The following is a 25,769-nucleotide window of genomic DNA, read 5'->3' as shown; positions in this document are numbered from 1 at the left end:
TCGTTACGCTATCATAAGGCTTATCCCCACTTTCCCAGACCTTCTACCCAATGAGTCAGGGTACAGAGCAGGTCGAGGAGTCCTCCAACCTGGTCGACTCCGTCCTCGACCACCTCGAAGATTGGTACCACATTCCCGTGCTCGGGGTGTTGCTGGGGTTCATGCTGTGGGTTCGCCTACAGTCATACGAGAACTTCACCGTCGGCGGTGAAGTCTTCTTCTCCGGCAACGACGCGTGGTATCACCTCCGGCAAGTACAGTATACGGTCAATCACTGGCCCGCGACGATGCCCTTCGACCCGTGGACGTACTACCCTCACGGGACGAGCGTCGGCCAGTTTGGCACGCTCTACGACCAACTCGTCGCCACCGCCGCGCTGGTCGTTGGGCTGGGCGACCCCTCGCAGAAGACGGTCGCGCTGACGCTACTCGTCGCCCCTGCGGTGTTCGGCACGCTGGTCGCAGTCCCGACGTACTTCGTCGGCAAGCGCCTCGGCGGTCGCCTCGGCGGGCTGTTCGGCGTGCTCGTCCTCGCGCTGATTCCGGGCGTCTTCCTCCGACGCGGACTTGTCGGCTTCGCGGACCACAACGTCGTCGAGCCCTTGTTTCAGACGTTCGCCGTATTGGCGATGATGGTCGCCGTTACGGTCGCCGAGCGGGAACGACCGGTGTTCGAACTGCTGGCGGATCGCGCCTTCGCGGCGGTTCGCCGCCCGCTCGGTTACAGCGTCCTCGCCGGTATCGCTACCGCGCTCTACCTCTGGACGTGGCCGCCGGGCGTCCTCCTCATCGGCATCTTCGGCGTGTTCTTCCTGCTGAAGCTCACCGCCGACTACGTCCTCGGCGTCAGTCCGGACCACCTCGCGTTCGTCGCCACGGTGAGCATGGGCGTGACGGGGCTGCTCCTGCTCGTTCCGCTCGGGACGATATCGTTCAGTGCAGTGAAGTTCTCCCTGCTCCAGCCGCTCATGGCGTTCGCCATCGCCGCCGGTGCGGGATTCATGACGTGGTTGGCGCGCGAGTGGGACGATCGAGACCTCTCGCCGACGCTCTACCCTCTCGCCATCTTCGCCATCCTCGCGGTGGGGATACTCGTCGTCTACGTCGCGCTCCCGAACCTCTTCGGCTTGATTCAGAGCAATCTCATCAGGTTCATCGGATTCGGTACGAACGCGGCCCAGCGAACCATCGGTGAGGCGAAACCGTTCCTGCAGGGCGGCCAGTCGCTTTCCGCCGCCGTCATCCCGCAGTACGGCCTGACCTTCTTCACCGCCATCGTCGGCGCGCTGGTGATGATCTGGCGCTCGTGGGTTGCCGACGAACACGACGCCGAGAAACTGCTCGTGCTCGTCTGGGCGGCGTTCATCACCTCCGCCGCGTTCACGCAGGTGCGGTTCAACTACTACCTCGCGGTGCCGGTCGCGGTGCTGAACGCCTACCTCTTCGGGTGGATTCTCAGCGTCGTCGGGTTCGACGGTTCCGCCCGCGACACGATGGAGAACGTCGAAGTCTATCAGCTGTTCGCGGTAATCTTCGTCTTCCTACTCGTCTTGCCGGCGCTCGTCGTGCCCGTGCAGGTCGGCAACACCCAAACGTACAACGCCGTCCAGATGGGCAATGCCACCGGCCCCGGCGCGGTGACCCAGTGGGACAGCACGCTCGATTGGATGCAGACCAACACGCCGCAGGAAGGCAACTACGGCGGTGCTGGAAACTCGATGGCCTACTACGGCACCTACACCCAAGGTGACGGCGATTACGACTACAAGAAGGGAACCTACGGCGTCATGTCGTGGTGGGACTACGGCCACTGGATTACCGTCGAAGGCGAACGCATCCCCAACGCCAACCCGTTCCAGGAGGGTGCGAAACCGGCCGCGAACTACCTGCTCGCCCAGAACGAGTCCGAGGCGAATCAGCAGCTCGACCGGATGGGCCAACCGGACGAGAAGACGCGTTACGTGATGGTCGATTGGAAGATGGTCGAAACGCGCGGGCAGTCTGGAAACGTTAAGTTCTACGCCCCGACTGTCTTCAACGAGAACGTCTCGGCGTCGACGTTCACCGACTCCATCTGGTTTGGACAGAACCAGTACATCGTCCAGCACAAACAGCCGTACTACGAGACCATGATGGTTCGACTGTACCGCTATCACGGCAGCGCGGTCGAGCCGAAACCAATCGTCTTGGATTGGGACGTTCAGACGGCCCGGCAGAACGGCCAGCAGATTCAGTACAAGATACCGCCGCAAGGGCCGAACGAGACGGTCACGAAGCGGTTCAACACGATGCAGCAAGCCCGCGAGTTCGTCAAGAGGGACGGGAGTTCGCAGATCGGCGGCGTGGGTCCGTACCCGAGCGAGCGCGTCCCGGCGCTCCAACACTACCGCGTCGTGAAGGTGAGCCAGTCGCAGTCGACGTGGGATCGGTCGCACTATCAGGTCATCATGCAGCGACTGGGGCTGCTCCAAGGCGTCTCCTCGCCGAAGAGCTACTTCCCGACTTCGCCGTCGTGGGTGAAGACGTTCGAGCGCGTTCCCGGCGCGGAAGTACAGGGAACCGGCCCGGCGAACACCACCATCACGGCCTCGGTGAAGATGAAGACGGACGCAGGGACGTTCACCTATACGCAGAAGGCCAAGACCGGCCAAGACGGGAAGTTCACGATGACCCTGCCCTACTCCACGACCGGCTACCAGAAGTGGGGCACCGACAAGGGCTACACGAACGTCAGCGCCCGCGCGGTCGGCCCCTACGAGTTCCGGACGCCGATGAAAGCCGGCGAAAACGGCTTCACGTTCCAGAACGGGACGGCGCAGGTCTCTGAAGGACAGGTGCTCGGCGAGAACGACAGCCCCGTCACGGTCTCGGTCGACCAGCAACAGACCGTCTCGATCGGCGGCGCGAACAACTCGACCAACAACGCCACGAACGGCTCGGCACCCGGCAACCAGACCGGCGATAACTCGACCGCCGGAAACGGTTCGGTGGGCAACGACTCGACGAGCAACCAGTCGAACTCGCTTCCCGATCCCGCCTCGCCCGCGATGCGGGCCGAACTCGTCGGCGCGTACGCCGCGGCGATGGTCGTCGCCCGGCGCGACTGAACCCCCGCTCGAACCGACGAACCCATATTCTCATACTTTCGTGCCTCGTAGCACCGGCCACTGTGACTGGAGACGAGCGAGAGCGTGCCGGCGTCGAGCGCGGATGGGAATCGTTTTTTGATTGGCCCGGAAACCCCGGAGCGATGCGCGCCCTACTGTCCATCTACCTGAAAGGCATCTGTATGGGTGCCGCCGACGCGGTGCCCGGCGTCTCCGGCGGAACCATCGCCCTCATCACGGGAATCTACGAGCGACTCATCTCCGCGGTGGCGTCGTTTGACCCGCGGATCGTCACGAGCTCACTTCGGATTCACGACCCCGAGGAACGCGCGAAGGTTCGGACGATGCTCTCCGAGATGGACTTACCATTCTTACTCGCGCTGGGGGCGGGAATCGTAACCGCGGTCGTGACGGTGACCGGATTAGTCGTCTGGGCGAGCAACGCGGCTCCCGTCCTCCTCTACGGTTTCTTCTTCGGACTCATCGGGGCGTCCGCCATCGTCCTCTACGACGAGGTCTCCGTGAGTACGCCGGGACAAATCGGTGCGGCCGTCGCCGGATTCGCCCTCGCATTCGTCGTGTCCGGCGCCGTCGAACCAACCGGCGGTTCGACACCGCTTCTCCTCGTCTTCCTGACCGGAGCGGTCGCCATCAGCGCGATGGTGCTTCCGGGCATCTCCGGGGCGCTCATCCTCATGCTCCTCGGCCAGTACAAGTACCTCTCAAACAATCTCCACGGGTTCAAGGACGCACTGGTTGGACTTCTGGACGGCGGTACCGTCGAAGCGATCATCACGCCGGGCGCGGTCGTCGTCACGTTCGTACTCGGTGCAGGTATCGGACTCCTGACGGTCTCGAAGGCAGTTTCGTGGGCGCTCGACCACTATCGAGCGGCGACGCTCACCTTCCTCGTCAGCCTGATGGTCGGCGCGCTTCGGTTTCCCGTCGAAAAGGTTCTCGCCGCGGAGACGTTCGCCTGGACGCCGACGGTGGTCGGCGGCGCGGTCGTCGCCGCGCTCGTCGGCGCCGGCGCGGTTCTGTTGCTCGACCGCTACACCGACGACCTCGACTACTGAAAATCCGAGGACGAGTCGGGTTCCGATCGGGAGCAGAGTTAACTTTTCGCACGGCGTACAGCGTCGCTATGAGCGCAACGTACGAGTGTGAGAACTGCGGCAACCGCGTGAGCGCGCCTCAGTCCCCTGGTGACTGTCCGAAGTGCGGCGGCGAGATGCGGAACGTCAGCGTCGCGCGCGAATGAGTTTCGAATCACCCTTTTGAAGTCCGTTACTGCGGCGGGCGCACCCTGTCGTGAGTTCCGACGACGAGCAACAGGAGTGCGAACAAGAGCGGCGAGACGAACGCCAGCAGGACGGCGACGGCGAGGAAGTACCCGGCGGTCGGAATCCGAATCCCGCCCTCTCCGCCCGCTCCCGCACCGCCTTCTTCACCGCCTCCGCCGCCGCCGGAAATCTGCATCTCCCCGACCATCGTCGTCGGATGAACCTCGCAGATGTACTGCGCCATCTCGGGCGAGGCGGTGAACGTCACCGTCTGCGTCTCGCCCTGTTGCTGGATTATCTCGCTACTCATGAGTGCGTTCCCGTCGGCGTCGTGGATGGCGAAGTTGTGCGGTTGTCCGTCCACGTTCTCCCAGACGACGCGGTACTGTTGGCCCGCCTCCACTTGCAACGTCGGATTGTCCTGCCCGGCGATGCTCTGCGGTGCGCGCCCGTGCCACGCGACCACCTCGCCGCCGAGGCGGAACGTCTCCGCCTGCGCGCTCGCGCGTGTGCTCGCCCCCGCGAGCGACCCCGCCACGAGCGTCGTGCAGAACGCTCGTCGCGTCAGTCCCCCCGATTGCTGTCGTGACATCGTACCCCCGCATCGGGTTACGACGGGAATCGGTAAGAAGATACAGGTGTCAGAAGTTCGTCGCATCGTCGTCGAACCATCATTTTTGACCGGGAGGAGTTCGAGCAAGTTCGCTCGACGCAGAACCTTCGCCGATGGTACCGGAGAGGCGAGGGGCACGGACGGCTCACGGAGACGGGACTCTTATCCGTTCAACGCGCATGGCCAAACACGTGTCTATCGCTCCGAATCCGTCCGAGATATTCCACCGATCGGTCGAGGAAGGTGAACGCCGCCTTGACCAGTCGACGCTCGAACTCGTCTCGACGAGCTTCATCGCGGGGTTCACGATCGTCTTCGGCCTCGTCGCGCTCGGATCGTTCACTCGCTGGTTCAACCGCGCTTCGGTGACGTTGCGAAGATCGTGGGCGCGCTCGTCTTCGCCGTCGGCATCGTCTTTCTGGTCATCGGCCGGGCGGAGCTCTTCAACGAGAATTTCTTCGACCCGGCCACGAAGGCGGTCGATCAATCTGGTTCGTGGATGCTATCGTCCCTCCTTCGCCTGTGGATCATCACCCTCGTGCTCAACCTCGTCGGCGGCGTCCTTTTCGCGGTCGTCTTCTCCGTCGACGGCGTGCTCTCCTCGGGTTCGGCGGGCGCGCTGAGTACGGTCGCCAAGGAACTCGCGCACCGAGGAACCGTCACGACGTTCGCGAGCGCAATCGGGGGACGTTCGTGAGCTTACTGTCGTACCTCCTGCAGAGCGTCAACGGCGTGAACGGCCGCATCACCATGGCCTACGTCATCGGATTCATGTTGGCTCTCGGGCCGTTCGACCACGTGATAGACACCACCTTGCACATCGTTTTCGGCATGCTCTTCGGTGCCGGAATCGGTTACGGAGCGTTGGCCACGACCGTCGCCGTCGTTACCGCGGGCAATCTCGTTGGGGGGGATCGGTTTGGTCACGTTCACTCACGTCGCCCAGGTACGGGGTGCGCAGCAGTCCGACGGGTGACCCCTGACGAAACGCGACGAGCGATCCACGGTTCACCGAAAAAATACCTCCCGTGTCCGCTATCGAAGGTGGAGTCGTCTGTCGTCAAGGGCATCAGGATCAGCTATTCGACGAGCGCGGCGTCCAACACTTCGAGCGGGTGGCGAATCTCGTAGCCCGTGCCGTGGTTCATCTGCATCGCGCAGGTCGGACACTCGGTCATCCCCGTCTCGCCCTCGACCTCGTGCATGTGCTCGAACATCTCCTCGCCGATCTGCATCGAAACGTCGTACTTCTCCGCCTTCCAACCGTAGGTGCCGCTGATGCCCGAACAGGAGTCGCCCACGTCCACCGCGTCCGCGCCATCGAGTTCCGAGATCAGTTCCACGGCCTGCCCGTCGATTCCCTGATTTCTGGCGTGGCAGGGGGCGTGGTAGGCCAGTTCGCCGAACTCCGATTCGGGGACGGACGCGTCGGCGAGCGCGCTGTCCAGGTCCTCGTGAATCCGGAGATATTCGAGGGCTTCGAAGGTGTTCGCCGCGACCTTCGCCGTTCCGTCGAACGAGTAGAGTTCGGGATACTCCTGTCTGAGCGCCATCGAACAGGAGGTGCACGAGCAGACGACGTCGTACCCCTGCTCGACCAGCGCGGCGAACGTCTCGACATTGAACTTGGCGGCCCGTCGGGCGTCGTCCAGCATTCCGTTCGCGTACATCGGCGTGCCGGAACAGCGCTGTTCGGGGACGGCCACCTCGTAGCCGAAGGACTCGAACACCCGAACCATCGCCTTCGCCACTTCCGGCGTGTTGTAGTTCGAGTAGTCGCCGTGGAAGTAGGCGACGCGCTTCTCGTCGCTCTCGACCTTCGCTCCGCCTCGCTCTTCTCGCGAGTCGTTCCTTCTCGCTCGCTTTTCCAAAGTGGTTCCACTTCGCTCTTCTCGCGCCTTCCGCGCTCGTTTTTTCGAGGTGGTGTTGCCACCTCGCTCTCTCCACCACTCGCGGAACGTCTGCGTGGCGAAGTCGGGGAACTCGCGCTCTCCCGTGATGCCGAGCAGTTTCTCGTTCACCAGTTTCGTCACCGACAGCCCCATCACGAAGTTCGTGAGCTGCGGGAAGCGCGCGCCGAGCGGCGCGAGTCGCCCGTAGTTCGCCAGAATCCGATTTCGGACGTACTCCAACGAAAAGGGGGATATCTGCTCGTCCACGTACTCGCCCCTGGCCGTGTTGTGCATCTGCGAAAGCGGCACGTTCGACGGACAGACATCGTCACAGCGCATGCAGTTCGAACACGACATGACCGAATCGTCGATGTCGTGGTCGTCCTTGCGCTTGAGTCGCCACTGCTCCGGCCCCTGGAACTTCGGACCGGGGAACTCGTCGTCGACCTCCGCGACCGGACACTCGGTGTCGCAGGTCGAACATTTGTAGCAGTCGTCCGACCCCGGTCGGAGGTCTATCGGTTCGCCGCTGAACACGTCTCGCAGTTCGGACGCCTCTCGTCGTTCGGTTTCCTTCTCGCTTGTGGGTTGGTTGCTCATGCATTCACCTCGTCGTTCGCCTTCCGCCCCGCGGCGACGCCGGTCGCCAACGAGACGCCGCTTCCAGATTTCTCCGCCGCAAAGTCGTAGCCGCCGAGTACGCCGCCGACGGCGCGGAGATTCTCGAACTCCGGTTCGCCCGTCGAATCGAGTGGCCGCAACTCATCGTCCACCTGCACGCCGAATCGGGCGAAGGGGTGGTCGTCGAACGCCCCGTCTTCGAACCAGTCATAGCGGTCGTCCGGGGCGGGGACGTGACAGTCGAAGACGGGTTCCCGGACGCTGCCGCGGTCGGAGTCGATACCCTTCCCGACCAACCCGCCGGTCGCCAGCACGAACTGCTCGCCATGGAACGGAATTCGCGCGCCGTTTCGTTCCACGACGACCGCCCGAATCCGGTCGTCGCCCTCGAAGTCGACGACTGGATTCCCCGCTGTCGTCCGCACGCCTTCGTCTCGGAGCGCGCGATGGAATCGAGTTTCGAGGCGCATGCCCGGAAGGCTCGGCGGTCCCATCGGCACCTCGAACGCGTCCGCGCCGAGTTCCCGGTCGAGGTCGGCGCGAACCTCGTCCGGCTCATCTTGGCCGAGTATCGCCGGAAAGCCGACGCGCTCCGCGCCGTCGAGATGGGGTTTCACGCGCTCAGCGAGCGCGGTTCTGACGGGGACGGATTCGGTGACGCCTGCCCGCTTGCGTCCAGTTCTCCCTCCCTCGATTCGTTCGTTCTCGTCCAGCGCGTGCGCGAGGCGGGTGATGCGGGCGTCGGTTCGGAAGTCGCCGGGGAACGGGAGCGTGACGCCGCGCGACTCGAACGGCACGCCCGACGCCGCGAGGCGCTCCGCGGCGACCGGCGCGTCGAAATCCACGACCGTCTCGAACCCGACGAGCAGGGTGTCTCGCAGGTCGCTCGCCAGCCCTGCGGCGGTGTGCGCCGGATAGCGCGCGGTCGGTTTCACGTTTCCGCCGAAGGTCGGGACGAGCGCGTTCCGGTCGGTGTGCCCGCCGTCGTAGTCGGTTACCGAATCGAACAGGGCGAGTCCGTCCCGAACGCCCTCCTCGCCGACTCGTCGGTAGGGGTGTTCGTTGGGGAGTTCGGGGAGGACGTCGAAGGGGTTCGCGACGACTCCGTCGCCCGCGTAGCCGAGCACGTCGACGAGCCCGCTCGCGTTGCGGAGCGTGCTCTCCTTGTGCGAGAGCAGTCGGACTCGCGCGCCCTCGCGGGCCGCGGACAGGGCGGTCGCCATCCCGGCGAGTCCACCGCCGACGACGACCACGTCGTCTTCAATCGCCATTTCGACCCCCGTCGAACGCCGCGAAATCGAGGTCGTCGTCCGGAGCGTCGCGGTTCATCGTCGTCGCGTGGAGCGCGTAGTTCAGCGCGGCCTGGGAAAGCTGTTCGCCCCAGAGGGCATGTCGTTCACCCTTCCAGCGTTCCTGAAACAGTTCGTCCAAAGCGGCGCGGGCGGTCGGTTCGTCGCGTTCAGGATGGAGTTCGTTCGCCATCCGGTGACAGCAGATGCCGCCCTGACAGTTGCCCATCGAGGCGCGAGTGCGGATGCGAACCGCGTTCAGGTCGGTGCCGGATTGGTCGATGGCGTCCCGAACTTCGGCGCGGGTGACGGCCTCGCACTCGCAGAGGACGGGGTTGGGGTCATCGGTCGTCAGCACTTCGTCGGCGCGACTGCCGAGGCGCTGGACGCTCCGCCTGCCGATGGGCGACCGGAGGCCGAACTCGTCCATGTAGTCGCGGAGGACGGAGAAGTCCTCGCTTCCGGGGAGCGGTTCCTCCGCCGTTCGGCACCGGCCGCGGACGCCGAGTTGCTCGCAGACGTGGTTCGAGATCTGCTCGGCCATCGCCCGGTAGGTGGTGAACTTCCCGCCGACGATGCTCGTCAGTCCGCGCAGGTCGTCGCGCTCCTCGTGGTCTAAGAGGAAGAAATCGCGGGTGATATCGGTCGGGTCTTCCGTCCCGGTTCCCGGCGGTTCGTACAGCGGGCGGACGCCCCAGAACGACCGGACGGTTCGGGAGTCGCGGAGGATGGGCACGAGCTTCGACAGTTCGTCGATCATCAGATCCACTTCCCACTGCTCTTCGGGGTAGTCCTCGGGATCGCTCACCTCCTCGTCCGTGGTTCCGAGGATCGCCGTCACCTCGTGCGGGACGACGATGTCGGCGTCGCCCTTCGGTCGACAGCGGTTGACGACCGTATCAACCTGTCGGCAGTTCATCACGACCATCACGCCCTTCGAAGGGCGGACTTCGATGTCCACGCCCGCCATCGCGCCGAGTTGGCCGGCCCACGCGCCCGTGGCGTTGACGACGTACTCGGCGCGAATCTCCTCGGTCGTGCCGGGCGTCGCGTGCTCGCGCTTGCTCTGCCCGCTCTCGTGGCGCACCTCGACGCCGGCCACGTCGCTCCCGTCCACGAGCACGTCGGTTACCTCGGCGTGGGTCTCGATTCGCGCGCCGTGCAGCTCCGCGTCGGCGGCGTTCGCCACGCAGAGCCTGAAGGGGTCGATGGCCCCGTCTGGAACCGAGATGGCGCATTTCACGTCCTCGGTCAGGTAGGGTTCCTGCTCGCGGGCCTCCTTCGCGGTGAGCACTTCCGCGGGGATGCCGCACTCCCGACAGCCCCGTAGCTTCTCCTCGAAGTAGTCGTCCGGGTCGTCTTTCAACTGGACGAACTGCCCGCCCGTCATCTCGACGCAGTGGGCGGCGATGTCCCGTAAGACCCGATTCTCCTCGATGCACTCCTCCGCGCTCGCTTGGTCGGAGACGGCGTAACGGCCGCCGCTGTGGAGCAGGCCGTGCATCCTCCCCGTCGTTCCGTGGGTGAGGTTCCCCTTCTCGACCAGCGTCACATCCACCCCTCGCATAGCCAAATCGCGGGCGATGCCGGTGCCCGTCGAGCCACCCCCGACGACGAGCACCTCGGTATCGAGCGACATGCTTGTGGGTTGGGCGGAGTCCACTTGAGAGTACCGCTCGTTCGAGGCGGAAATCGCCAGCCTGCTTACGGTTTTCTCGACCGCCGGAAGGGTGACGATGCCGGAATGACTGATATTTCCGAATGGACACGAACATCCTCGGCGCGTGCGTCGACAAGCCCGAGGACGATGGTCGTCCGAAGGTCTGCTGACTATCACGCGAGGGACGACCGAAGTGAGCGAAGCGAACAAAGGAAGTCGGTTGGGGAGGGTGGGGTGGCAGCGGTGCGGTGGCGGTTCGGGGCGGGATTGAAAGGGGCCGGGTGTCTCGTTCCCGCCCGGACTAAGCAAGCACCGCAAACGGAGCGACCGACAGGGAGCAATGTGAGGAGCGCAGCGAGGTTGCCGCGACTGAGGGGAGCGGCGACCGGACGAGCGCATCGCGCGAGTCCGACCCGGCGGGGCGAACGTCCGGGGGCTTTCTGAACTCCGTCGTGTCGTTACCCGGGAATCGATTTCACGAGAGCGTCCGAGGACGTTCGAGAACGGATTCGCGTCACCACCAAAGCCAGCACATCCCATCACTTCCAGCATCCTACATTCACACTCTTCCCCGAAGAATCGTCCCGCGAAGCACGGAAATTTATCAGCGACGATCTCCTCTCTCCGCGTATGACCGAGTACCACGCAGTGCTGGTCTTCGACGGCGACTGCCCGTTCTGCTCGGCCGCCGCCTCGGCGCTTCGGAGACTTCCGGGCGTCGGCGCGATTCCGTGGGGGAACGAGGCCGCCCAGTCGTTTCTCGAAGCGCAGTTCAAGGAGACGCCCTTCGCACTGGCGTTCACAGACCGCAAGGAAGAGCGCGTCTACGTCGGCAGGGGGGCGGCCCGGGAACTCTGCGAGCGAGCCGGGATGCCCGTGTTGATTCAGGACATCGTGGGCGAGAACTACGAATCCCTCGCGGACGCCATCCGAACCGTGACCGGCGTGGATGGCGACCCCGACCCCTATCACGGCGTCTACCCGCTGGCCGATGATGCTCGCGAGGAGTTCGAATCGCTAGCGGCGAACGCGGGGTCGATGCCGTTGGCGGTGACCGACTGACGTTCGATCGGCTATCGAGTGGCCGACTCTCACCCGACCAACTTACTCTCTCCCGGCTAATTCCCTCCCAACTACCCCTCGCTCGGCTCGATACGCACCGGCGTCGGTCGTGCGGTGCCCGAAGGTTAAATCCCCGGTGACCGTATCACTCGGGGTGTTCCCCGACATCGCGTACCTCGATTGGATCTCCGGACGCCCCGAGGCGGCGACGCACGACCTCGGTTCGAGCGACCTCCGGCGGGCGGTTCCGGACGCGAACGGCGTCGTTCCGCCCCGGATCGCTGACCTGCCGGAACCGCCGGAGCGCGCCGACGTAGAAACCCTCGTCGCCGACGCCTACGACGTGGAACCTGAAAACGTCCTCGTCACGGCGGGGGCGACTCACGCGAACTTCCTCGCGCTGGCCGCCGCGATCGAGGGGGAGGAAGTGAACGATGAATCCGACGAGCGCGACCCGCGCGTGCTGGTCGAGGAGCCGGGCTACGAACCGCTGGTGGCGACGCCGGAGGGACTCGGTGCCACGATCGACCGGTTCCGCAGGCCGGACGAAGACGGCTACGCGCTCGACCCGAATCGAATCGCGGCGGCCGTCACCGACGACGTGCGGTGTGTCGTCGTCACGAACCGCCACAACCCGAGCGGGAATCGAACCGACCGAGGAACCATCGCGGAAGCAAGCCGCGTCGCCGCGGACCGTGGAGCGCACCTCCTCGTGGACGAGGTGTACGCTCCCTTCGGCGAGGCCGACGATGCGAGCGCGTTCGGCGGGCCGACCGCGGTCGGTCTCCCGAACACCGTCGTCACGAACTCGCTGACGAAGTTCCTCGGGTTCGGCGGGATTCGGGTGGGGTGGCTCGTCGCGGATAGTCGGTTCGTGGAACGCGCCCGGTCGGTCATGCACCACGTTCCGGCGATTTCGGAACCGAGCGTGGCGCTGGCCCGGCGGGCGCTATCCTCCGATACGGAACTCGCCGAAGAATCGCGCGCTCGCGTCGCCGCGAACCGCGGACTGCTCGCGACGTTCGTCGCGGAACGGGACGACCTCTCCGGTGCCGTCTGCCCCGGCTGTACGTACGGCTTCTTCGCCCACGAGTCGGCGGACGGCGACGAGGTGTCGGAAGCCGCGTGGGAGGAAGACGTGTTGATCGTTCCGGGGCGCTTTTTCGACGACAGCGACCGATTCCGTCTGAGTCTCGGACACGAAACTGAAACCGTCGAGGAAGGTCTTGCGATCTTCGGTACCGTGCTCGACAGGTTGTGAAACATCTACCAAGAGTTAAGTCCCGCCCAAACAATCACTCGTTCATATGGACGATACGCCAGAGGAAATTACGACGCTTGTCGGACGGGAGGTGTACTCCAACAACGGTGTGTTCGTCGGCGAGGTGGACGACGTTCGTCTCGATCTGGACGCGACCGCCGTGACCGGGCTCGCGCTCGGGGGGCTCAACGACGAACTGTTCAGAAGCCGAATTAAACCGGGGCACGGTGCCATCATCCCCTATCGCTGGGTGCGCGCGGTCGGCGATGTCATCCTCATCAACGACGTCGTCGAGCGCCTGAAAGAACCGGAGGAAGAAGAGGAAGCGGCGGTTTAGCTTCCATTCGTCTCGCCGTCGACGCCCATCGCCTCGAATAGTTTCTTCTTGACGGCTTCTTCGGTGAGCGAGAGCAAGGTGTCGCGGTTATCTTCGCTCGTCTCGATACCGGTGAAGATACCGAGCGGGATCTCGGCGCTCGCCTGCGTGGAGTGGCCCGCCGCCTCTCCGATGTCGTCGAAGGCGTCCTGCAGGACGTTGCCGATGTTCATCCGGATGTCCTTCGATCGCGCAGCGAGGAAGATGGTGTCGTCCGCGATGCCGAAGACGGCGGTCGTCGTGATTCCTTCCAGATTCAGCAGGTGTTGTGCGGCCTGCGTCAGCGCGTCTCGGTCGCGGATGAAGCCCGCGTTGGTGACGAGGTGGCTCCCCTGCACGTCGCGGCTGGTGATGGCCTCCGCCAGCACGTCGAGGGTCTCGGGGGACATCGACGGCGACTCGACCTGTTCGAGTGTGTCGTGGTTGGCGAAGGGGTAGAGGTAGGCCGCCGCGGTGAGGTCGGCAGGCGTCGTGTCGCGCTTGAAATCGAGGGTTTCGGCGCGGATACCGTACAGGAGCGCCGTCGCAACCTCCTCGCTGATGCTGATGTCGAACTCCTGGACGTATTTCGTCATGATGGTCGAGGTGGAGCTGACGTTCGGTCGCACGTCGGAAAACTCCGCCTCGTACTCTGTCTCGGGTTCGTAGTGGTCGATGAGGATGTCGACTGGATGGTCGAGTTCCGGTTCGGTCGCGCGCATGTGGTCGACGAGCGCGAACGTGTCGTACTCCTCGATATCCACCTCGTCACGCTGGAGCAGTTCGATACCGAGGAGGTTGACGAACGCCCGGTTCTCTTGGTGACCGATTTCGCCGAGATAGAGAATGTCCGCTTCGACGTCGAGACTCTCGGCGATCACTTGCAACGCGGCGGCGCTGGCGATGGAGTCTGGGTCGGGGTTGTCGTGCGTGAGGATAGCGAGTTTCGTCGAAACGCCCTCGACGACCGCCCGCAACTGACGGGCCTTGTACTCCAACTCGCCCGCTTCCAGCGACCGGAGCGCGGAGTTGGCAATGACGGTCGAGGGGTTGATGACCACGTCCGCGCCCATCTCGGTGAGTTCGTCGGCGGAGACCGGGTCGCTTGCGCGAACGACGATGAACCGCTCGCCGCCGTGCGTCCTAAGGTTCGAGACGGCTTCCTTGTTCGCGGCGACGTCCGAGGAAAGGATGAGCACCACGTCGCGGTCGCCGACGGTCTCCACCACCGATTCGTCGCGAATATCCCCGGTCTGCGCGTTCAGGTCTTGGTCGCGGAGCGCCTCGACGCGGTCGCTGTCCCGGTCGACGATGAGCACTTCTTTGCCCTGTTCGATGAGTTCCTCGGCCACGGCGTACCCCACGCTCCCACAGCCGAGAATGGCGTACGTAGACATCGAAGAGATAGTAATCCCGGCGCTCATTACTACTGGTCGGTTGCTCGGGCCGGTACTTAATCCTCCCGAAGCAACCACGAAACCAGTCGTCCGTCCTTTTACTCGCGATTCGAGCGATTCGCGTTCACCGCCGAAGATGTCACACCGAACGCTGGTAAGCACACCTTGAACCGACGACTCCGTTCTCTGCCGGCGATGGATTCGTTCGGTCGAAAACGGCGTTCTCTCGCGTCCAAACCGCAGTACCGCAATCCGAAAGGAAACGTATTTACGTCATTCCCCACTTTGTCTGAGTGCGTTGGGCCGGTAGCTCAGTTAGGCAGAGCGTCTGACTCTTAATCAGACGGTCGCGTGTTCAAATCGCGCCCGGCCCGTTTTCACGACGAACGGACGTGAGGAGTGAAACGGCCACCGCGATTTGAATCGCAGGGAGGTTGCGCGCAACGGAGTGAGCACGTCCGACCGTGTGTTCAAATCGCGCCCGGCCCATATTACCACGAACTACCTCGTGAGTGGCGGAACCGTTCGACGATTCGAATACTTGCTCTCGTCAGAATCCTCCCGAGGTAACAGATAAGTGACCGCTGTACTTATCAAAATTCTGGAATAATGTCTCCGAGAAAGACTGATTTGAGGAATCGACTTATAATAAGTAGGTGAACACGATACAGCCTAGAAATGATCCGATCTTCTGGGCGACGGTCGATCTCCTGTTCTCGTTCGTCGGAGTATCGATAGCGCTCTATCCCGTGATTTGGATCGGCAACGCGCTACTCGAATTTCCTTTAGCGGACACGACGGTGAGAATACTAGTCGGTGTTCTCGCTTTTGGCGGGGCGTATCCGTTTGTTACAGGTGACTGGTCGTTGGGTAAACTAGGCGAATTCACTTTCGCCTTCGCAGGAAGTACGGTGTTCGTTGGACTTCTCCTCGCTTTCGGTATCGCAGCACTCGATTTGCAGTTTGCCGGCGAGAACCCGGCGCCGCAAGCCGCAATGTTCGCCCTGTCGTACCTTCTCTCATTCATCGTCGTGAAGCGCCGACACCGGTAGATAATCCGGCACTACATTTTCGTTGGACTAGTCTTTCTCCCCGAAAATCGGCGATGTGGCTGGGCGGAGTTCTCCCTTTCCCTCGGTCGCTAACGCTGCAACCATGTCTGTGGTTTTAAGTTGGTCGCCCGCCGACACTCACCGAATCCATGCCCGTACCGACCGCTGCGAACGAACACGGTTATCCCCTCGTGCGCTCTCGTCACTGCCGAGTGGAATGACCGAGGACGGCGACGTACGGGAGATCGCTGCGCTCCTCGAAGACGAGTACGCCCATGCCATCCTCATCCATACGAGCGACCGAGCCATGTCCGCGGACGAACTGAGTAACGCGTGCGACGCGTCCGTCTCGACAATTTATCGACGTATCGAGCGTCTTCGGGAACACGACCTGCTCGCCGAACAGCTACAACTCGACCGGGAGGGCCACCACTACAGGACGTACACAGCGCGGCTCCAACGGATCGAAATCGAACTGGAGGACGGCGCGTTCGAGATGGAAGTCACGTACCGACCCGAGGACGCCGCCGACCGATTCACCGACCTGTTCGAGGGGTTACGATAGCATGCGGTCGCTGCTCCAGACCACGACGGACGCGACGGGTGGGTCGCCGCTCGTCGTCACCCTCGTGTTGCTCGGTCTGCTTCTCACCGCCAGCCTGTCGCTCGCGGTCGCGTACGTTGTGGTTCGCGGCTACCGACGGAACCGGAACCGAGGTCGGCTGTATCTGGCGGTGGGACTCATACTGCTCACGACCGGGCCGATACTGATCCAATTCGTACTGACGACCTTCACCGCCGTTTCGCCGGTTGGCCGGGCCGCGGCCGCGAACGCGAGCAAGCTACTCGGCCTCGGTGCCATGCTCTACGCTATCTACGGCGTCACGCGCCCGCGCGAAGCGACCCCTCCGAATGAAGCCGACGATTCGAATCGGGTGAGAAGATGATCGCACCGCTCCAACTTTCGAACGCTCTCGCGAACGATAGCGCGCTCATCTTCGCGTTCGCGGCGGTCACCGCCGTCGCGGGAGCGTTCGTCGCGTACCAAGCCTATCGCGGCTATCGACGCAACGAGAGCCGCCCGATGCTGTATCTCGCGGTCGGTATCGTACTCCTGACCGCCGTGCCCGTCGGTGTAGATTACACGCTTGCGGCGCTGACGCGCGCGACCGATGCGGAGATCCTATTACCGGTCACGGTCGCACACCTCGCGGGCGTAGCCGCCATTCTGTACGCGCTCACCCGAGCGTAGGTCGGGATGTGGCTTCGAGCGAAAGTAACTACCAGTCGGGAACTTTCCAGTAGCGCCGCGGTGCGAGCATGACTCGAGCGTACCGGCCCCACAGCCACGCGAGGACGTTGAACAACTGGAGCGAGCACAACAGGAGTACGCATCCGAGACCGGCGACCAGCAGTGCGCCCAGAAGCGTCTCTATCTGCCACGACCCGACCCGAACCGTCGTCGTGAGACCGACCAAGAGGTTGTCCCAGCCGAACGAGAGGTCGAGCGTTAAATCACCGGACGGAATCGGCCCGAAAGCGTGCGCGGTGACGGGAGCGTCCCGGTAGTATAGTGGAGCGAACACGAAGCTTGCCGACGTCGCTAGCAGCGATGATAGCAGCGTAATCGTGACGTTTCCGAAGACGAACACGCTCAGCAGGTACGCGGCGGCCTTCCACGTCCGAACGTCGGTCACGAGTCGCTTCGTTCGAACCCAGCGACTCCCCTCGGTCTCGGCGGCGGCGGGAGGAACGTCGACTCGCAGCAGCGCGCCGACGAGGGTTCGTTCGAACGTCGCCAGTTCGACGACCACCACGAGGAGAACAAGGAGAATCGGGAGACCGACACCGACGACCAGGAGGGGGACGCCGGTCGAGAACCCCACCGTCAAAAGCACGAAGTAGACGATTCCTAGGGGAAACATCGACGCGAGGTAGAGGAGATTGCGATACGTCTGCGCTCTCGCCGGAGCGCGGAGAACGCGACCCAGCGGTCCGCCGGAATCACTGGATCGGGAAGAGGTCTGGGTTGACATTGTTCTACTCTCGGACGGCGCTCGACGCGCGTCTGTGTACGCCGTAGAACCGGAGTATCCTTAATCGGCGTGGTTCGTCGACTCTCGTCGCTATCGACCGATACGAGAGAAGCCCGGATATAAACGTTTCGCAGAAACGCCGCCTCGGCGACCGTGCTTCCCGTCTTATCGCGCTCCCGCTCGCAGGAGCGGACGGAGAAGACCAACGTATGACTTCCAAATGGACGGACTCCAGACGGGTATCCGACGCCCCGGCACCACGAACGAAATTCGACGGAGGACAAACGAGCGATTCGAGCAGTGCGGGACGTGAGAGGCGAAGCTTCCTCCGTGCGGTAGGCGGACTCGCTGTCGCCGGTCTGCTTGCCGGCTGTACCGACGATGGCAACGACGGTGACGGAGGGGGTGGCGGAGCGAGCAGCGTTGACGAGTGGTTGTCGAACACCGACAACTACGACTCCGTTCGGGATATGACCGACAAGGACGCCGTCACCGTCGAGGTCGGCCCAGAGAGTAACGAGATGGCGTTCGCACCGCCGGCGATTCGCGTCCGGCCGGGGACGACGGTCACGTGGAAGTGGGTCGGGAGTGGCCACCACAACGTCGTCGCCGAGGGTGGAGAGTTCGACAGCGGGTCGCCGGAGACGGGGGCGACCTTCGAGCACACGTTCGAAACGCCCGAGACGGTGCTCTACTACTGCGAACCGCACAAATCGGCGGGCATGAAAGGTGCCATCGTCGTCGAAGGTGACGGGGACGGCGAGAACGCGGGGAACACGTCGAATCGAACCGAATCGCAATGACTCGCGGCGAATCGGGAACGTCGGAACGAGGCGGCGTATCCGCGAATTGGTGGACGCCACGACGAACGAGACTGGCGGGTTCGGGCGGTCTGATAGCCGGTCTCGTCGGTCTCGTTAGACTCGGATTTGTCGGAGTTACGACTAGCCGTACCGGGATAGGAATCGAACTCGGCGGTGATGCTCTGTCCGCGCTGCATCCCGTCGGATACGTCGTGTTCGCGGTGACGCTGTTCGCGGCCAACGCTCGATACGGCACCGGCTACGGCCGTCACGGGCGCACCATCGCCGTTTCGTTCGGCCTCTCGCTGGTGAGCTACGCGGGCACCGTCGTCGTCCTCGTGGCGGGTCGAACCGCGTTCGGAGAGCTTCTACTACCAGTCGGTGTTCTCACCGGGGCGGCGTACGTGGTCATACGGTTGCTCGGGAGCCTCTACGGGGTCGTTCTCTGGCGACGCGCAAGTACGAGTCGTCTCACCGCCGGCTCGTTCATCATCCTCTTTCCGGCGATATTCGTCCTCGGCCCGCTCACCGCCGTCGGATTTCCGGGCGTTTGGATAGAGGCACCGCTCTATCTGGCGCTTATCGCGCTCGGTTACGACCTCCGGACGGTCGAGACGGACGTCGCCGGAACCGAAAACGAGGTGACGGGATGACGAGTTCGAGCGGGGTGACGGCTCCGAGACGGGTCGCGTGGGCGCGCTACGGTTACGTCCTCTTGGCGGGCGTCTTCGCCGTCTGCGTCCTCGTGCAAGTGTACATCGCCGGAATGGCGGTTTTCGTCGACCCGGCGAATTGGGAACTCCACACGACCTTCGTCCACCTCTTCGAATTCGTCCCGTTCTTCCTGTTCGGCCTCGCATTTCTCGGACGGCTTCCGAGAACGCTGAAACTGCTTCCGGTCGGTTTGTACGTGCTCGTGATGGTTCAGTACGCGACGGCCCACCTGTTCGGGTCGCTGGTCGCCGCGATCCATCCAGTCAATGCTATCGTGATTTTCGGCGTGGCGCTCGTCGCGGTAAAACGAGCGTGGGCGTCGGTATCGGAGGCGTCGACCACTCCGTGAGTCACTTCCCTTCGACCAACAGCTCCAGAATCCCCTCGGGGTACAGCGGCCCTGCTTCGCCCCGGAAATCGGCGATGGGCTTCCAGAATGCTTCGAAATGTTCGTCGACGGCTTCCTCGTAGCACTCCAACACGTCCCGCTCGTACAGCGATTCGTCCGCGAACGCGCCGTCGTAGACGACGAACTCGTGGCCCAGTTTCCTGCCAAAAGAGAACAGATTTTCGAGAACGCCGAGGCGTTCTAACTCCACCAACTCGACTCCGACCTTTTCCCGGAATTCGCGGACGACGGCAGCCCTGCTGTGTTCGCCGAACTAGATGCACCCTCCCAACGGGCGGTAGAATCGCTCGCCCGTCTTCGGGTCGTCGTAGGCTTGGATCAGAATTTCGCCGTCGTGCTCGACCACGCAGAACGCCTTCGGCCCGATGGAATTTCTCCGCATGGACTGCGCAACTCAGGGGATAGACGACAGAAGTTATTCGGTTTCTGCCAAGAAGCGAGAAGTGAGCCAGAATCAGGGCGAGAGCGTGAGCGCCCGCGTTCTGCTCTCTCGGCCGTCGAGGGTGTAACTGACGGTCACGTCGACGGTTTCGCCGACCATGCCGACGGGATTTCCGCCGGATTCGAACTGGTAGAGCGAGACCGTCGCCGAGGAACCGGCGGACAAAATCGCTTCTCGGTCGGCGCTGTCGCTGTGGCCGTCTGAACTCAGGTCAATGCTTCCCGGCAGGGTGAGACCGCCGTTCACGTCGGTCAGCCCCGACTGCACGTCGCTATCGATGTGGAGTTCACTCGTCCACTGCCCCTCGTCGTAGGAGTGGTCGCTCAGCCCGTCGATGGCCGCGTTCGCCGGGGCGAGTTCGACATCGGTGATGGTCAGCGCCCAGTCGGCGTCGTTCGTGAGGCCGAAGGCGAGGCCGGAACGCGTCCCGTTGCCGTCGACGCGACCGTCGACGGCGGTGGCGTCGCCGTCGTAACGCAGGTCGTTCGCGCTCTCTATCGCGCTCCGCGTTTCGAGGAGACCGAACTGGTACATGAACCGCTCGACGGCCGCGGTCGTGTGTTTCACCCGCCGGTCAAGCGAGAGCTTCTCGGTCGCTTCGAAGATGATGGCGGGCGTGCCGAGCGTCGCGCCGACCTTGTGTTTCAGCATATCCTGGGACCCATCGTCGTGGTGCGTGTGTTCGCGGAAGTCGTACACGTCGTTCAGCGAGTCGTCGAGCACCTCGGCGTTCAGGTAGTCGCGGATGGCCTTGGAGTGGACGCCCGTGTCGCCGGCGATGGGGGCGAACAACGCCTGTCCGACGCCCCCGTCGCCGGACTCGTAGATGCCGTACGAACTGTGGAGATCCCAGAGGAAGTCGATGTCTTGCTGCTCGACCACGTCCCAGACGGCGGCGGCGAGTTGTGACTCCTCCTCAGCCCCGTCGGGGAAGTGGCGGTTCAGGTCACCGTCCGCGAATCCTCGCGTCCTGGCCTCGACGGCCGGCTTACACGCTTCGGGGATGACGACCAGTTTCCCGGCGTCGATGTCCCAGTCTTTGATTTGCCCGGCCGAGCGGTAGCCGCTCTTTTCGTCGCCGTGTACGCCGCCGGCCACCATCAGCGTCGGCCCGTCGGCGGACGCCTCGGTGACGTACACGGTGATCTCTTCGTCCGTTCCGTTCCTGATGCGGTAGCTCGACCGCGACGCTGTCGCGGCGGCCGCGGACAGACCTAGCTTGAGATACTCTCATCTGTTTACGGAAGCTCCAATGTCGGAATCCGCGTCATTGTTTCGTGTCATGGTTTGTCTCTCCGAAGAGAGTCTGAGAATATATATCCGAAATCGGTAAGTATCTATTAGAATTCATATATGAATACATCATAAGTCCAAAAACAGTCACTAACTCGCAATCAGTTTATTTAACCTCAGCGCTCCCTTCGGCGAAGCAAAACCGGGACACGTATCATATTGTATACTCTAATCGGAAATCCTTACTGACTCCGTCCGTACCTCGAATGTATGAATATCGCCGCACTCTCGCTCTTCCTCGGTGCCTCCGTCGCGCTCATCGTGACGCCCGGCCCAGATACGATGTACGTGCTCACCCGGGTCGTCGAGCGAGGTCGACGAGCAAGGGTTCAGGCCGCGTCCGGCGTCAGCACGGGAATCCTGGTACACACGATGGTGCGGTGTTGGGACTCTCCGTCCTCCTTCGCACGTCCGCCGTGGCGTACTCCGCCGTGAAGTACGTCGGCGCCGCGTACCTCCTCTATCTCGGCGTGCAGAAGCTTCGGAAGGACGCGGCGCTCGAACTCGATGGCGTCGAGTCGGGCGACAGTTTCCGACAGGGCGTGGCCGTGAACGTGCTCAACCCGAAGGTCGCGCTGTTCTTCCTCACCTTCCTCCCGCAGTTCCTCGGAACGGGTTCGAACACCGACGCTCGGATGGCGACGCTCGGTCTGACCTACGCGGCGTTGACGCTCGTCTATCTCTCGCTCGTCGCGCTCGCGGCCCATCGCGTCGGGGCGCTCGTCCGCGAGAATGCCCGCGTGAACCGCGCTCTGCAGTGGCTCGCCGGGAGCGTTTTCGTCGGACTCGGACTCAAACTCGCAGTCCCCAAGCGCGCGGTCTGACCGTGGCTGCCGGACTAGTTCGCGTTCCGAAATACCAGACAGTAGTTGTGGTCGTAGCCGTACCCGTAATTGCCGGGTAAATCCGTCGGTTCTGCTTCTTCCCACGTGACGACAATCTCGCCCTCGAAGTGGAAGATGGACGAGAGAACGTCGACCATGTCCCATACCAGCGTCGTCACGTTGCCCTAGTTCTTCAGTTTCGAAACGTCGACGAGTACGTGCGAATCGGTCGCCATGAACGTTTCGAGTTGGGAGAACGCGTTACCGATGTTTTCGAGATATTCGTCGTACTGACTCTCTCCAGCGGAGTTCCGAAACGGATTCTGATTATCCTCTTCGGCCATGGACGGTGGCGAGGTGAGACAGAGGTCGAACGTCGGCAAGTCGTAGGACGCCAATTCGAGCGCGCTCCCGTGGACGAGATTCCCGCCGTGGTCGATTCGGTCTTCGATGAATTCGACGCGGTCCGCTTCGTACTCGATTCCGTACGGTATCCGTCCCAACACCTCCGCGACCTTCAGGGTCGTCCCGAATCCGGCGAACGGGTCGATCACCATATCGCCTTCTTCCGAAAACTCCGTTAGGAACTCTTTGACGAACGACTTCGGGGTTCGAACGTCGCCACCGAATCTCTCCGGCAGTTCGTCCGATTTCTCGTAGCGACACCGACGAAACGTCTGCATGGCCGATCGGTTTTCTGTCACGGGCGAAAAATCTACTCCAATTGCCGACGAGTGGGGTGCTCTACTCGTGCGGGCTGTAGTTCGGCGCTTCATCGGTGATCATCACGTCGTGGGTGTGACTCTCGGTCTGGCCGGCCGGAGAGACGCGGACGAACTCGGCTCGCTCCTTGAACGCCGGAATCGTCTCCGCGCCGACGTAGCCCATGCCGGACTGCATGCCACCGACGAGTTGGTGGAGTTCGCTTTCGAGGCTTCCCTTGTACGGCTTGGCCGCCTCAACGCCCTCGGGGACGTACTCCTCGTCGTCCTCCGGGTCGTCTTTGAGATAGCGGTCGCCGTCGCCGCTTTTCATCGCGCCGACGCTTCCCATGCCGCGGTACTGCTTGTACTTCTTCCCCTCGATGGTGATGACGCGGCCCGGCGCCTCGTCGGTGCCCGCGAAGTACGACCCGAGCATGACGGCGTCGGCGCCCGCCGCGATGGCCTTGATGGCGTCGCCGGAGTAGCGGATCCCGCCGTCCGCGATGACGGGCACGTCGTGTTCGGTCGCCACGTCGGCCACCTGCGAGATGGCGGTGATTTGGGGCATCCCCGAACCGCTGACGACGCGGGTGGTGCAAATGCTTCCCGGGCCGATACCGACCTTGAGACCGTCGGCGAAATCGACCATGGCCTCCGCCGCCTCATGCGTGCCGATGTTCCCGACCACCACGTCGGCGTCGACGGACTCCTTTATCTCCCGCGCGCCGTCGATGACGTTCATATTGTGCGCGTGGGCGCAGTCGATGAACAACACGTCAACGTCGGCCTCGTCTGCCGCGACCGCGCGGTCGGTTTCGAACGGGCCGACGGCGACGCCGACCCGGAGGTGGTCGTCGTCGTCGCGGACTGCCTCGCCGTACTCCCTGCGCTGGAGGACGCCCTGCATCGTGATGAGACCGGTGAGGCGGTTCTCCTCGTCAACGATGGGGACGCGCTCAATCTTGTGCTCGTACATGAGTTCGAGCGCCTCCCGCGCGGTCACGTCCTCGCTGGCGGTGATGACCTCGTCGGTCATCGCCTCCCGAACCTCGTCGCGCTCGCCGACTTCGAGGTACGGTCGGATGTCGGTGCCAGAGATGATACCGAGCACCCCGTCCTCGTCGTCCACGACGGGGGCACCGCTGACGCCTTCTCGTTCCATCATCGCGTCCACTTCGTGGACGGTCTGTTCGGGATTCGCGGTCACCACGTCGCGGATGATGAGTTCGTCGGCGCGTTTGACCTGTTCGATCTCCTCGACCATTCGGTCGATATCCACGTTGCGGTGGAGCACGCCGAGACCGCCCTGTCGAGCCATCTCGATGGCCATCTCGCTCTCGGTGACGGTGTCCATCGCCGCCGAGAGCACCGGGACGTTGAGTTCGACGTTCTTCGAGGCGCGCGACCGAACCTCGGCCGAGTCGGGTTCGACGCGACTCTCTTTCGGACGCAACAGTACGTCGTCGAAGGTGAGCGCCTCCGGTACGTGGAGTTTCTCGGAAAACGAACCGTCGTTTTGAGAATCGTTCGCCATGTAATGCGAACGAGGCGCCCCCTGAAAAACGTTGCGAGATTGTGCTACTCTGGCGTGAGGACGCTCGTCTTCTGTACACAGTCGTGCGTATCGTCGCCGAGCATTCGGTATCGTCGCGGTCGTCACTGAAGAACGGCCGGCGAATGGACGAATCTGGTAAAAAATGGCCAAGTCTGATGCCGTTTCTCTCCGTTATTTTGCGCCCTATGGGGGCACCTCTCACGCAACACTTAAGCAATAAACGGCGATAAACTCGTGTATGGACTCTACCAGTTCCATTGTAGAGCGCATTGCTGTTCGGACGAGCGACGACTCTTTCAGTCCGACTGCGATTTTCGGGAAAATGCGCGCCACATTTACACTGGTAGGGAAATCGCTTGCGGGGAATCTCCGACGGCGGCGTCGGTCGCACCGCAGGTATCATCACCCGTCACCCACGGGTCAGGGGTATCGCAGCTAGTCGATGAGTAGTTCCCAACACCCGATCGCCTACCGGTTGGAGCAACAGGTAGGCGGTACGACGAAGCTGTTAGCGACCGTCATGGGTCTACCCCTCGTCGACGGTATCTTCCCCGCGATGGTTCTCGCCGGGGCGCTCGATTCGTGGGTCGGCATCGTGCAGGTTGGACTGCTCGTTTTCGGCGGGAGCGCGACCGTCGCCGTTATCCTCGCGGAGATGGACGGAACGCCCAGCGAGCAGGCGACGACCGTGCTCGCGGTCGGCGTCGGACTTATCGCACTGGCGGCGGTCGAAGCCGCGTTCGCGCCGACCATCGCGAGCGCCCTGGACATGGACGTATTCAAGCGATTCGCCGCGCTGGTCATCGCCGCCATCGCCGCCAAGACAGCGAGCGCGCGCGTCGGGGAGGTCCTGCCCAGCCCCGGAGTCATCATCGGTCTCGGGATGCTCGCCAGCCTCCAACCCGCGGGCTTCGAACTGGTGACGACGCTCGACGAAACTCGCGTCGTCCACGCCGCCGCGGCGGCGGGAAGCGGCGTCGCGTTCGCCCTCGCGGTCGCCCTGTTCGCGCCGTGGCTGCGCCAAGTCGTCGACATCGACCGCTTCCGGTTCGGGAGCGCCGTCGCGCTGGGCGTCCTACCGCTGTCAATCCTCGGCTTCGCACCCGGACGCGCGCCGCTGGCCGTCCTCGCGGTCACCTGCCTGCTGGCGCTCGACCCCGGCGAACGAGCGGCAGCCGACGCGGACGCGCCCGAGAAGCCGTCGAGTTCACCGGATGCGCCGAGCGAACCGCGGGAGTTGGAGGGTTCCCCCGCGGTCACCGACGGCGGCGAGAACTCAGACTCGGCCTACGGCTACCCCGGCGAGGAGGACGGCGACGAGCGCCGTCCGTGGCTGTAACGCCGTTCGACCGTTTCGGGCGTCCTAGACGTTTTTCCGCTCTCGCGTTCGTGTTCCG

General features: G+C 63.4%; 29 protein-coding genes, 1 tRNA gene and 2 pseudogenes. 19 read left to right on the top strand and 13 right to left on the bottom strand.

Annotated features, from left to right (window positions below):
• Nucleotides 1–50: 50 nt before the first annotated feature.
• The 3 genes from LIW51_RS09150 to LIW51_RS09140 all read left to right on the top strand — a co-directional run bounded on the left by LIW51_RS09150 (nucleotide 51) and on the right by LIW51_RS09140 (nucleotide 4,368).
• The gene (locus tag LIW51_RS09150; protein ID WP_227373746.1) at nucleotides 51–3,107 is read left to right on the top strand and encodes an oligosaccharyl transferase, archaeosortase A system-associated; all 3,057 of its coding nucleotides are present in this window, start codon (nucleotides 51–53) and stop codon (nucleotides 3,105–3,107) included.
• Nucleotides 3,108–3,250: 143 nt separating this feature from the next.
• On the top strand, nucleotides 3,251–4,183 hold the full coding sequence (locus LIW51_RS09145) for a DUF368 domain-containing protein (protein WP_227376775.1): 933 nt from the start codon (nucleotides 3,251–3,253) through the stop codon (nucleotides 4,181–4,183).
• 68 nt (nucleotides 4,184–4,251) lie between these two features.
• On the top strand, nucleotides 4,252–4,368 hold the full coding sequence (locus LIW51_RS09140) for a rubrerythrin-like domain-containing protein (RefSeq protein WP_227373745.1): 117 nt from the start codon (nucleotides 4,252–4,254) through the stop codon (nucleotides 4,366–4,368).
• Nucleotides 4,369–4,394: 26 nt separating this feature from the next.
• Here the strand turns inward: LIW51_RS09140 and LIW51_RS09135 are convergent, their stop codons facing one another.
• Nucleotides 4,395–4,982, bottom strand: coding sequence for a cupredoxin domain-containing protein (locus LIW51_RS09135; protein WP_227373743.1), 588 nt, complete (start codon nucleotides 4,980–4,982; stop codon nucleotides 4,395–4,397).
• Nucleotides 4,983–5,194: 212 nt separating this feature from the next.
• Here LIW51_RS09135 and LIW51_RS39105 point away from each other — a divergent pair.
• Nucleotides 5,195–5,979 (top strand): annotated as a pseudogene (locus LIW51_RS39105) (formate/nitrite transporter family protein).
• Nucleotides 5,980–6,082: 103 nt separating this feature from the next.
• Here LIW51_RS39105 and LIW51_RS09120 read toward each other — a convergent pair.
• Genes LIW51_RS09120 through glpA form a run of 3 tightly spaced genes read right to left on the bottom strand, consistent with a single transcriptional unit; the run spans nucleotide 6,083 to nucleotide 10,444 of the window.
• The gene (locus LIW51_RS09120; RefSeq protein ID WP_227373741.1) at nucleotides 6,083–7,495 is read right to left on the bottom strand and encodes an anaerobic glycerol-3-phosphate dehydrogenase subunit C; all 1,413 of its coding nucleotides are present in this window, start codon (nucleotides 7,493–7,495) and stop codon (nucleotides 6,083–6,085) included.
• Entirely contained in the window at nucleotides 7,492–8,787 is a 1,296-nt protein-coding gene (gene glpB / locus LIW51_RS09115) for a glycerol-3-phosphate dehydrogenase subunit GlpB (RefSeq protein ID WP_227373740.1), read from the bottom strand. Before glpB ends, LIW51_RS09120 begins: the two co-directional genes overlap by 4 nt.
• Entirely contained in the window at nucleotides 8,777–10,444 is a 1,668-nt protein-coding gene (gene glpA, locus LIW51_RS09110; protein ID WP_227373739.1) for an anaerobic glycerol-3-phosphate dehydrogenase subunit GlpA, read from the bottom strand. Before glpA ends, glpB begins: the two co-directional genes overlap by 11 nt.
• A 24-nt stretch (nucleotides 10,445–10,468) precedes the next feature.
• Between glpA and LIW51_RS09105 the strand changes: the two genes are divergently transcribed.
• The 4 genes from LIW51_RS09105 (at nucleotide 10,469) to LIW51_RS09090 (ending at nucleotide 13,125) form a co-directional block, all read left to right on the top strand.
• Nucleotides 10,469–10,909, top strand: a complete 441-nt coding sequence (locus LIW51_RS09105) for a hypothetical protein (RefSeq protein ID WP_227373738.1) — start codon at nucleotides 10,469–10,471, stop codon at nucleotides 10,907–10,909.
• Between the two features lie 186 nt (nucleotides 10,910–11,095).
• Nucleotides 11,096–11,527 carry a thiol-disulfide oxidoreductase DCC family protein gene (locus tag LIW51_RS09100; protein WP_227373737.1) on the top strand — a complete coding sequence of 144 codons (432 nt, stop codon included), beginning with the start codon at nucleotides 11,096–11,098 and terminating at the stop codon, nucleotides 11,525–11,527.
• Nucleotides 11,528–11,681: 154 nt separating this feature from the next.
• The gene (locus LIW51_RS09095) at nucleotides 11,682–12,788 is read left to right on the top strand and encodes a pyridoxal phosphate-dependent aminotransferase (protein WP_368411780.1); all 1,107 of its coding nucleotides are present in this window, start codon (nucleotides 11,682–11,684) and stop codon (nucleotides 12,786–12,788) included.
• A 46-nt stretch (nucleotides 12,789–12,834) separates the two neighbouring features.
• Entirely contained in the window at nucleotides 12,835–13,125 is a 291-nt protein-coding gene (locus LIW51_RS09090) for a PRC-barrel domain-containing protein (RefSeq protein ID WP_227373735.1), read from the top strand.
• On the opposite strand, the gene LIW51_RS09085 is transcribed toward LIW51_RS09090, so the two are convergent.
• Nucleotides 13,122–14,567, bottom strand: a complete 1,446-nt coding sequence (locus LIW51_RS09085; RefSeq protein ID WP_227376773.1) for a DHH family phosphoesterase — start codon at nucleotides 14,565–14,567, stop codon at nucleotides 13,122–13,124. The genes LIW51_RS09090 and LIW51_RS09085 overlap by 4 nt on opposite strands.
• A 273-nt stretch (nucleotides 14,568–14,840) precedes the next feature.
• Here LIW51_RS09085 and LIW51_RS09080 point away from each other — a divergent pair.
• Nucleotides 14,841–14,914, top strand: a tRNA-Lys gene (locus LIW51_RS09080).
• On the opposite strand, the gene LIW51_RS38490 is transcribed toward LIW51_RS09080, so the two are convergent.
• The gene (locus LIW51_RS38490) at nucleotides 14,896–15,030 is read right to left on the bottom strand and encodes a hypothetical protein (protein WP_255766633.1); all 135 of its coding nucleotides are present in this window, start codon (nucleotides 15,028–15,030) and stop codon (nucleotides 14,896–14,898) included. The genes LIW51_RS09080 and LIW51_RS38490 overlap by 19 nt on opposite strands.
• A 166-nt stretch (nucleotides 15,031–15,196) precedes the next feature.
• Here LIW51_RS38490 and LIW51_RS09075 point away from each other — a divergent pair, with 166 nt between their 5' ends.
• From LIW51_RS09075 to LIW51_RS09060, 4 genes are all read left to right on the top strand, one after another.
• Nucleotides 15,197–15,592, top strand: a complete 396-nt coding sequence (locus LIW51_RS09075; protein ID WP_227373733.1) for a hypothetical protein — start codon at nucleotides 15,197–15,199, stop codon at nucleotides 15,590–15,592.
• A gap of 217 nt (nucleotides 15,593–15,809) precedes the next feature.
• Nucleotides 15,810–16,157, top strand: a complete 348-nt coding sequence (locus tag LIW51_RS09070; RefSeq protein WP_227373731.1) for a helix-turn-helix domain-containing protein — start codon at nucleotides 15,810–15,812, stop codon at nucleotides 16,155–16,157.
• 1 nt (nucleotide 16,158) lies between these two features.
• Nucleotides 16,159–16,539 (top strand): DUF7521 family protein, encoded by a 381-nt coding sequence (locus LIW51_RS09065; RefSeq protein WP_227373729.1) that lies wholly within the window; start codon nucleotides 16,159–16,161, stop codon nucleotides 16,537–16,539.
• The gene (locus LIW51_RS09060; protein WP_227373728.1) at nucleotides 16,536–16,844 is read left to right on the top strand and encodes a DUF7521 family protein; all 309 of its coding nucleotides are present in this window, start codon (nucleotides 16,536–16,538) and stop codon (nucleotides 16,842–16,844) included. Before LIW51_RS09065 ends, LIW51_RS09060 begins: the two co-directional genes overlap by 4 nt.
• Nucleotides 16,845–16,872: 28 nt before the next feature.
• Here the strand turns inward: LIW51_RS09060 and LIW51_RS09055 are convergent, their stop codons facing one another.
• Nucleotides 16,873–17,628 (bottom strand): sensor domain-containing protein, encoded by a 756-nt coding sequence (locus LIW51_RS09055; RefSeq protein ID WP_227373726.1) that lies wholly within the window; start codon nucleotides 17,626–17,628, stop codon nucleotides 16,873–16,875.
• A 209-nt stretch (nucleotides 17,629–17,837) separates the two neighbouring features.
• Between LIW51_RS09055 and LIW51_RS09050 the strand changes: the two genes are divergently transcribed.
• The 3 genes from LIW51_RS09050 to LIW51_RS09040 are packed head-to-tail and all read left to right on the top strand — an operon-like array spanning nucleotide 17,838 to nucleotide 19,494.
• Nucleotides 17,838–18,431 carry a halocyanin domain-containing protein gene (locus LIW51_RS09050; RefSeq protein ID WP_227373724.1) on the top strand — a complete coding sequence of 198 codons (594 nt, stop codon included), beginning with the start codon at nucleotides 17,838–17,840 and terminating at the stop codon, nucleotides 18,429–18,431.
• Nucleotides 18,428–19,084: a hypothetical protein gene (locus tag LIW51_RS09045; RefSeq protein WP_227373717.1), complete on the top strand. Its 657-nt coding sequence runs from the start codon at nucleotides 18,428–18,430 to the stop codon at nucleotides 19,082–19,084. The genes LIW51_RS09050 and LIW51_RS09045 overlap by 4 nt, the downstream gene beginning before the upstream one ends.
• Nucleotides 19,081–19,494, top strand: a complete 414-nt coding sequence (locus LIW51_RS09040; RefSeq protein WP_227373716.1) for a DUF6220 domain-containing protein — start codon at nucleotides 19,081–19,083, stop codon at nucleotides 19,492–19,494. The genes LIW51_RS09045 and LIW51_RS09040 overlap by 4 nt, the downstream gene beginning before the upstream one ends.
• Before the next feature lies 1 nt (nucleotide 19,495).
• Here LIW51_RS09040 and LIW51_RS09035 read toward each other — a convergent pair whose 3' ends face one another.
• The 3 genes from LIW51_RS09035 to LIW51_RS09030 form a co-directional block, all read right to left on the bottom strand.
• On the bottom strand, nucleotides 19,496–19,744 hold the full coding sequence (locus LIW51_RS09035) for an NUDIX hydrolase (RefSeq protein ID WP_227373715.1): 249 nt from the start codon (nucleotides 19,742–19,744) through the stop codon (nucleotides 19,496–19,498).
• A gap of 63 nt (nucleotides 19,745–19,807) precedes the next feature.
• The gene (locus LIW51_RS38485) at nucleotides 19,808–19,936 is read right to left on the bottom strand and encodes a hypothetical protein (protein WP_255766632.1); all 129 of its coding nucleotides are present in this window, start codon (nucleotides 19,934–19,936) and stop codon (nucleotides 19,808–19,810) included.
• 72 nt (nucleotides 19,937–20,008) lie between these two features.
• Nucleotides 20,009–21,136 carry a succinylglutamate desuccinylase/aspartoacylase domain-containing protein gene (locus LIW51_RS09030; RefSeq protein WP_227373714.1) on the bottom strand — a complete coding sequence of 376 codons (1,128 nt, stop codon included), beginning with the start codon at nucleotides 21,134–21,136 and terminating at the stop codon, nucleotides 20,009–20,011.
• A 363-nt stretch (nucleotides 21,137–21,499) separates the two neighbouring features.
• Here LIW51_RS09030 and LIW51_RS09020 point away from each other — a divergent pair.
• Nucleotides 21,500–22,113: pseudogene (locus tag LIW51_RS09020) on the top strand (LysE family translocator).
• A 14-nt stretch (nucleotides 22,114–22,127) separates the two neighbouring features.
• Here LIW51_RS09020 and LIW51_RS09015 read toward each other — a convergent pair.
• From LIW51_RS09015 to guaB, 3 genes are all read right to left on the bottom strand, one after another.
• Nucleotides 22,128–22,292, bottom strand: coding sequence for a hypothetical protein (locus tag LIW51_RS09015; protein ID WP_227373711.1), 165 nt, complete (start codon nucleotides 22,290–22,292; stop codon nucleotides 22,128–22,130).
• Between the two features lie 6 nt (nucleotides 22,293–22,298).
• Nucleotides 22,299–22,796 (bottom strand): DNA methyltransferase, encoded by a 498-nt coding sequence (locus tag LIW51_RS09010; RefSeq protein WP_227373710.1) that lies wholly within the window; start codon nucleotides 22,794–22,796, stop codon nucleotides 22,299–22,301.
• 61 nt (nucleotides 22,797–22,857) lie between these two features.
• Nucleotides 22,858–24,351, bottom strand: coding sequence for an IMP dehydrogenase (gene guaB / locus LIW51_RS09005; protein ID WP_227373709.1), 1,494 nt, complete (start codon nucleotides 24,349–24,351; stop codon nucleotides 22,858–22,860).
• 259 nt (nucleotides 24,352–24,610) lie between these two features.
• On the opposite strand from guaB, the gene LIW51_RS40410 reads away from it, so the two are divergent.
• Nucleotides 24,611–24,811, top strand: a complete 201-nt coding sequence (locus LIW51_RS40410) for a DUF8099 family protein (RefSeq protein ID WP_497007379.1) — start codon at nucleotides 24,611–24,613, stop codon at nucleotides 24,809–24,811.
• A 3-nt stretch (nucleotides 24,812–24,814) separates the two neighbouring features.
• On the top strand, nucleotides 24,815–25,711 hold the full coding sequence (locus LIW51_RS09000; RefSeq protein ID WP_227373708.1) for a DUF5794 domain-containing protein: 897 nt from the start codon (nucleotides 24,815–24,817) through the stop codon (nucleotides 25,709–25,711).
• The last annotated feature ends 58 nt before the right edge of the window (nucleotides 25,712–25,769 follow it).

The organism is Haladaptatus halobius, from assembly GCF_020618475.1.
Taxonomy (GTDB): Archaea; Halobacteriota; Halobacteria; order Halobacteriales; family Haladaptataceae; genus Haladaptatus; species Haladaptatus halobius.
This window is presented reverse-complemented; position numbering and strand designations above follow the sequence as displayed.

Coding starts and splice junctions, on each gene's coding strand:
- LIW51_RS09085 (WP_227376773.1), bottom strand. CDS start 14,567: ATGAGCGCCGGGATTACTATCTCTTCGATGTCTACGTACGCCATTCTC.
- LIW51_RS38490 (WP_255766633.1), bottom strand. CDS start 15,030: ATGGGCCGGGCGCGATTTGAACACACGGTCGGACGTGCTCACTCCGTT.
- LIW51_RS09120 (WP_227373741.1), bottom strand. CDS start 7,495: ATGAGCAACCAACCCACAAGCGAGAAGGAAACCGAACGACGAGAGGCG.
- LIW51_RS09000 (WP_227373708.1), top strand. CDS start 24,815: ATGAGTAGTTCCCAACACCCGATCGCCTACCGGTTGGAGCAACAGGTA.
- LIW51_RS09100 (WP_227373737.1), top strand. CDS start 11,096: ATGACCGAGTACCACGCAGTGCTGGTCTTCGACGGCGACTGCCCGTTC.
- LIW51_RS09060 (WP_227373728.1), top strand. CDS start 16,536: ATGATCGCACCGCTCCAACTTTCGAACGCTCTCGCGAACGATAGCGCG.
- LIW51_RS09150 (WP_227373746.1), top strand. CDS start 51: ATGAGTCAGGGTACAGAGCAGGTCGAGGAGTCCTCCAACCTGGTCGAC.
- LIW51_RS09145 (WP_227376775.1), top strand. CDS start 3,251: ATGCGCGCCCTACTGTCCATCTACCTGAAAGGCATCTGTATGGGTGCC.
- LIW51_RS09010 (WP_227373710.1), bottom strand. CDS start 22,796: ATGCAGACGTTTCGTCGGTGTCGCTACGAGAAATCGGACGAACTGCCG.
- LIW51_RS09045 (WP_227373717.1), top strand. CDS start 18,428: ATGACTCGCGGCGAATCGGGAACGTCGGAACGAGGCGGCGTATCCGCG.
- guaB (WP_227373709.1), bottom strand. CDS start 24,351: ATGGCGAACGATTCTCAAAACGACGGTTCGTTTTCCGAGAAACTCCAC.
- LIW51_RS09070 (WP_227373731.1), top strand. CDS start 15,810: ATGACCGAGGACGGCGACGTACGGGAGATCGCTGCGCTCCTCGAAGAC.
- LIW51_RS09140 (WP_227373745.1), top strand. CDS start 4,252: ATGAGCGCAACGTACGAGTGTGAGAACTGCGGCAACCGCGTGAGCGCG.
- LIW51_RS38485 (WP_255766632.1), bottom strand. CDS start 19,936: ATGCGGAGAAATTCCATCGGGCCGAAGGCGTTCTGCGTGGTCGAGCAC.
- glpB (WP_227373740.1), bottom strand. CDS start 8,787: ATGGCGATTGAAGACGACGTGGTCGTCGTCGGCGGTGGACTCGCCGGG.
- LIW51_RS09090 (WP_227373735.1), top strand. CDS start 12,835: ATGGACGATACGCCAGAGGAAATTACGACGCTTGTCGGACGGGAGGTG.
- LIW51_RS09040 (WP_227373716.1), top strand. CDS start 19,081: ATGACGAGTTCGAGCGGGGTGACGGCTCCGAGACGGGTCGCGTGGGCG.
- LIW51_RS09055 (WP_227373726.1), bottom strand. CDS start 17,628: ATGTCAACCCAGACCTCTTCCCGATCCAGTGATTCCGGCGGACCGCTG.
- LIW51_RS40410 (WP_497007379.1), top strand. CDS start 24,611: ATGGACTCTACCAGTTCCATTGTAGAGCGCATTGCTGTTCGGACGAGC.
- LIW51_RS09065 (WP_227373729.1), top strand. CDS start 16,159: ATGCGGTCGCTGCTCCAGACCACGACGGACGCGACGGGTGGGTCGCCG.
- LIW51_RS09050 (WP_227373724.1), top strand. CDS start 17,838: ATGACTTCCAAATGGACGGACTCCAGACGGGTATCCGACGCCCCGGCA.
- glpA (WP_227373739.1), bottom strand. CDS start 10,444: ATGTCGCTCGATACCGAGGTGCTCGTCGTCGGGGGTGGCTCGACGGGC.
- LIW51_RS09135 (WP_227373743.1), bottom strand. CDS start 4,982: ATGTCACGACAGCAATCGGGGGGACTGACGCGACGAGCGTTCTGCACG.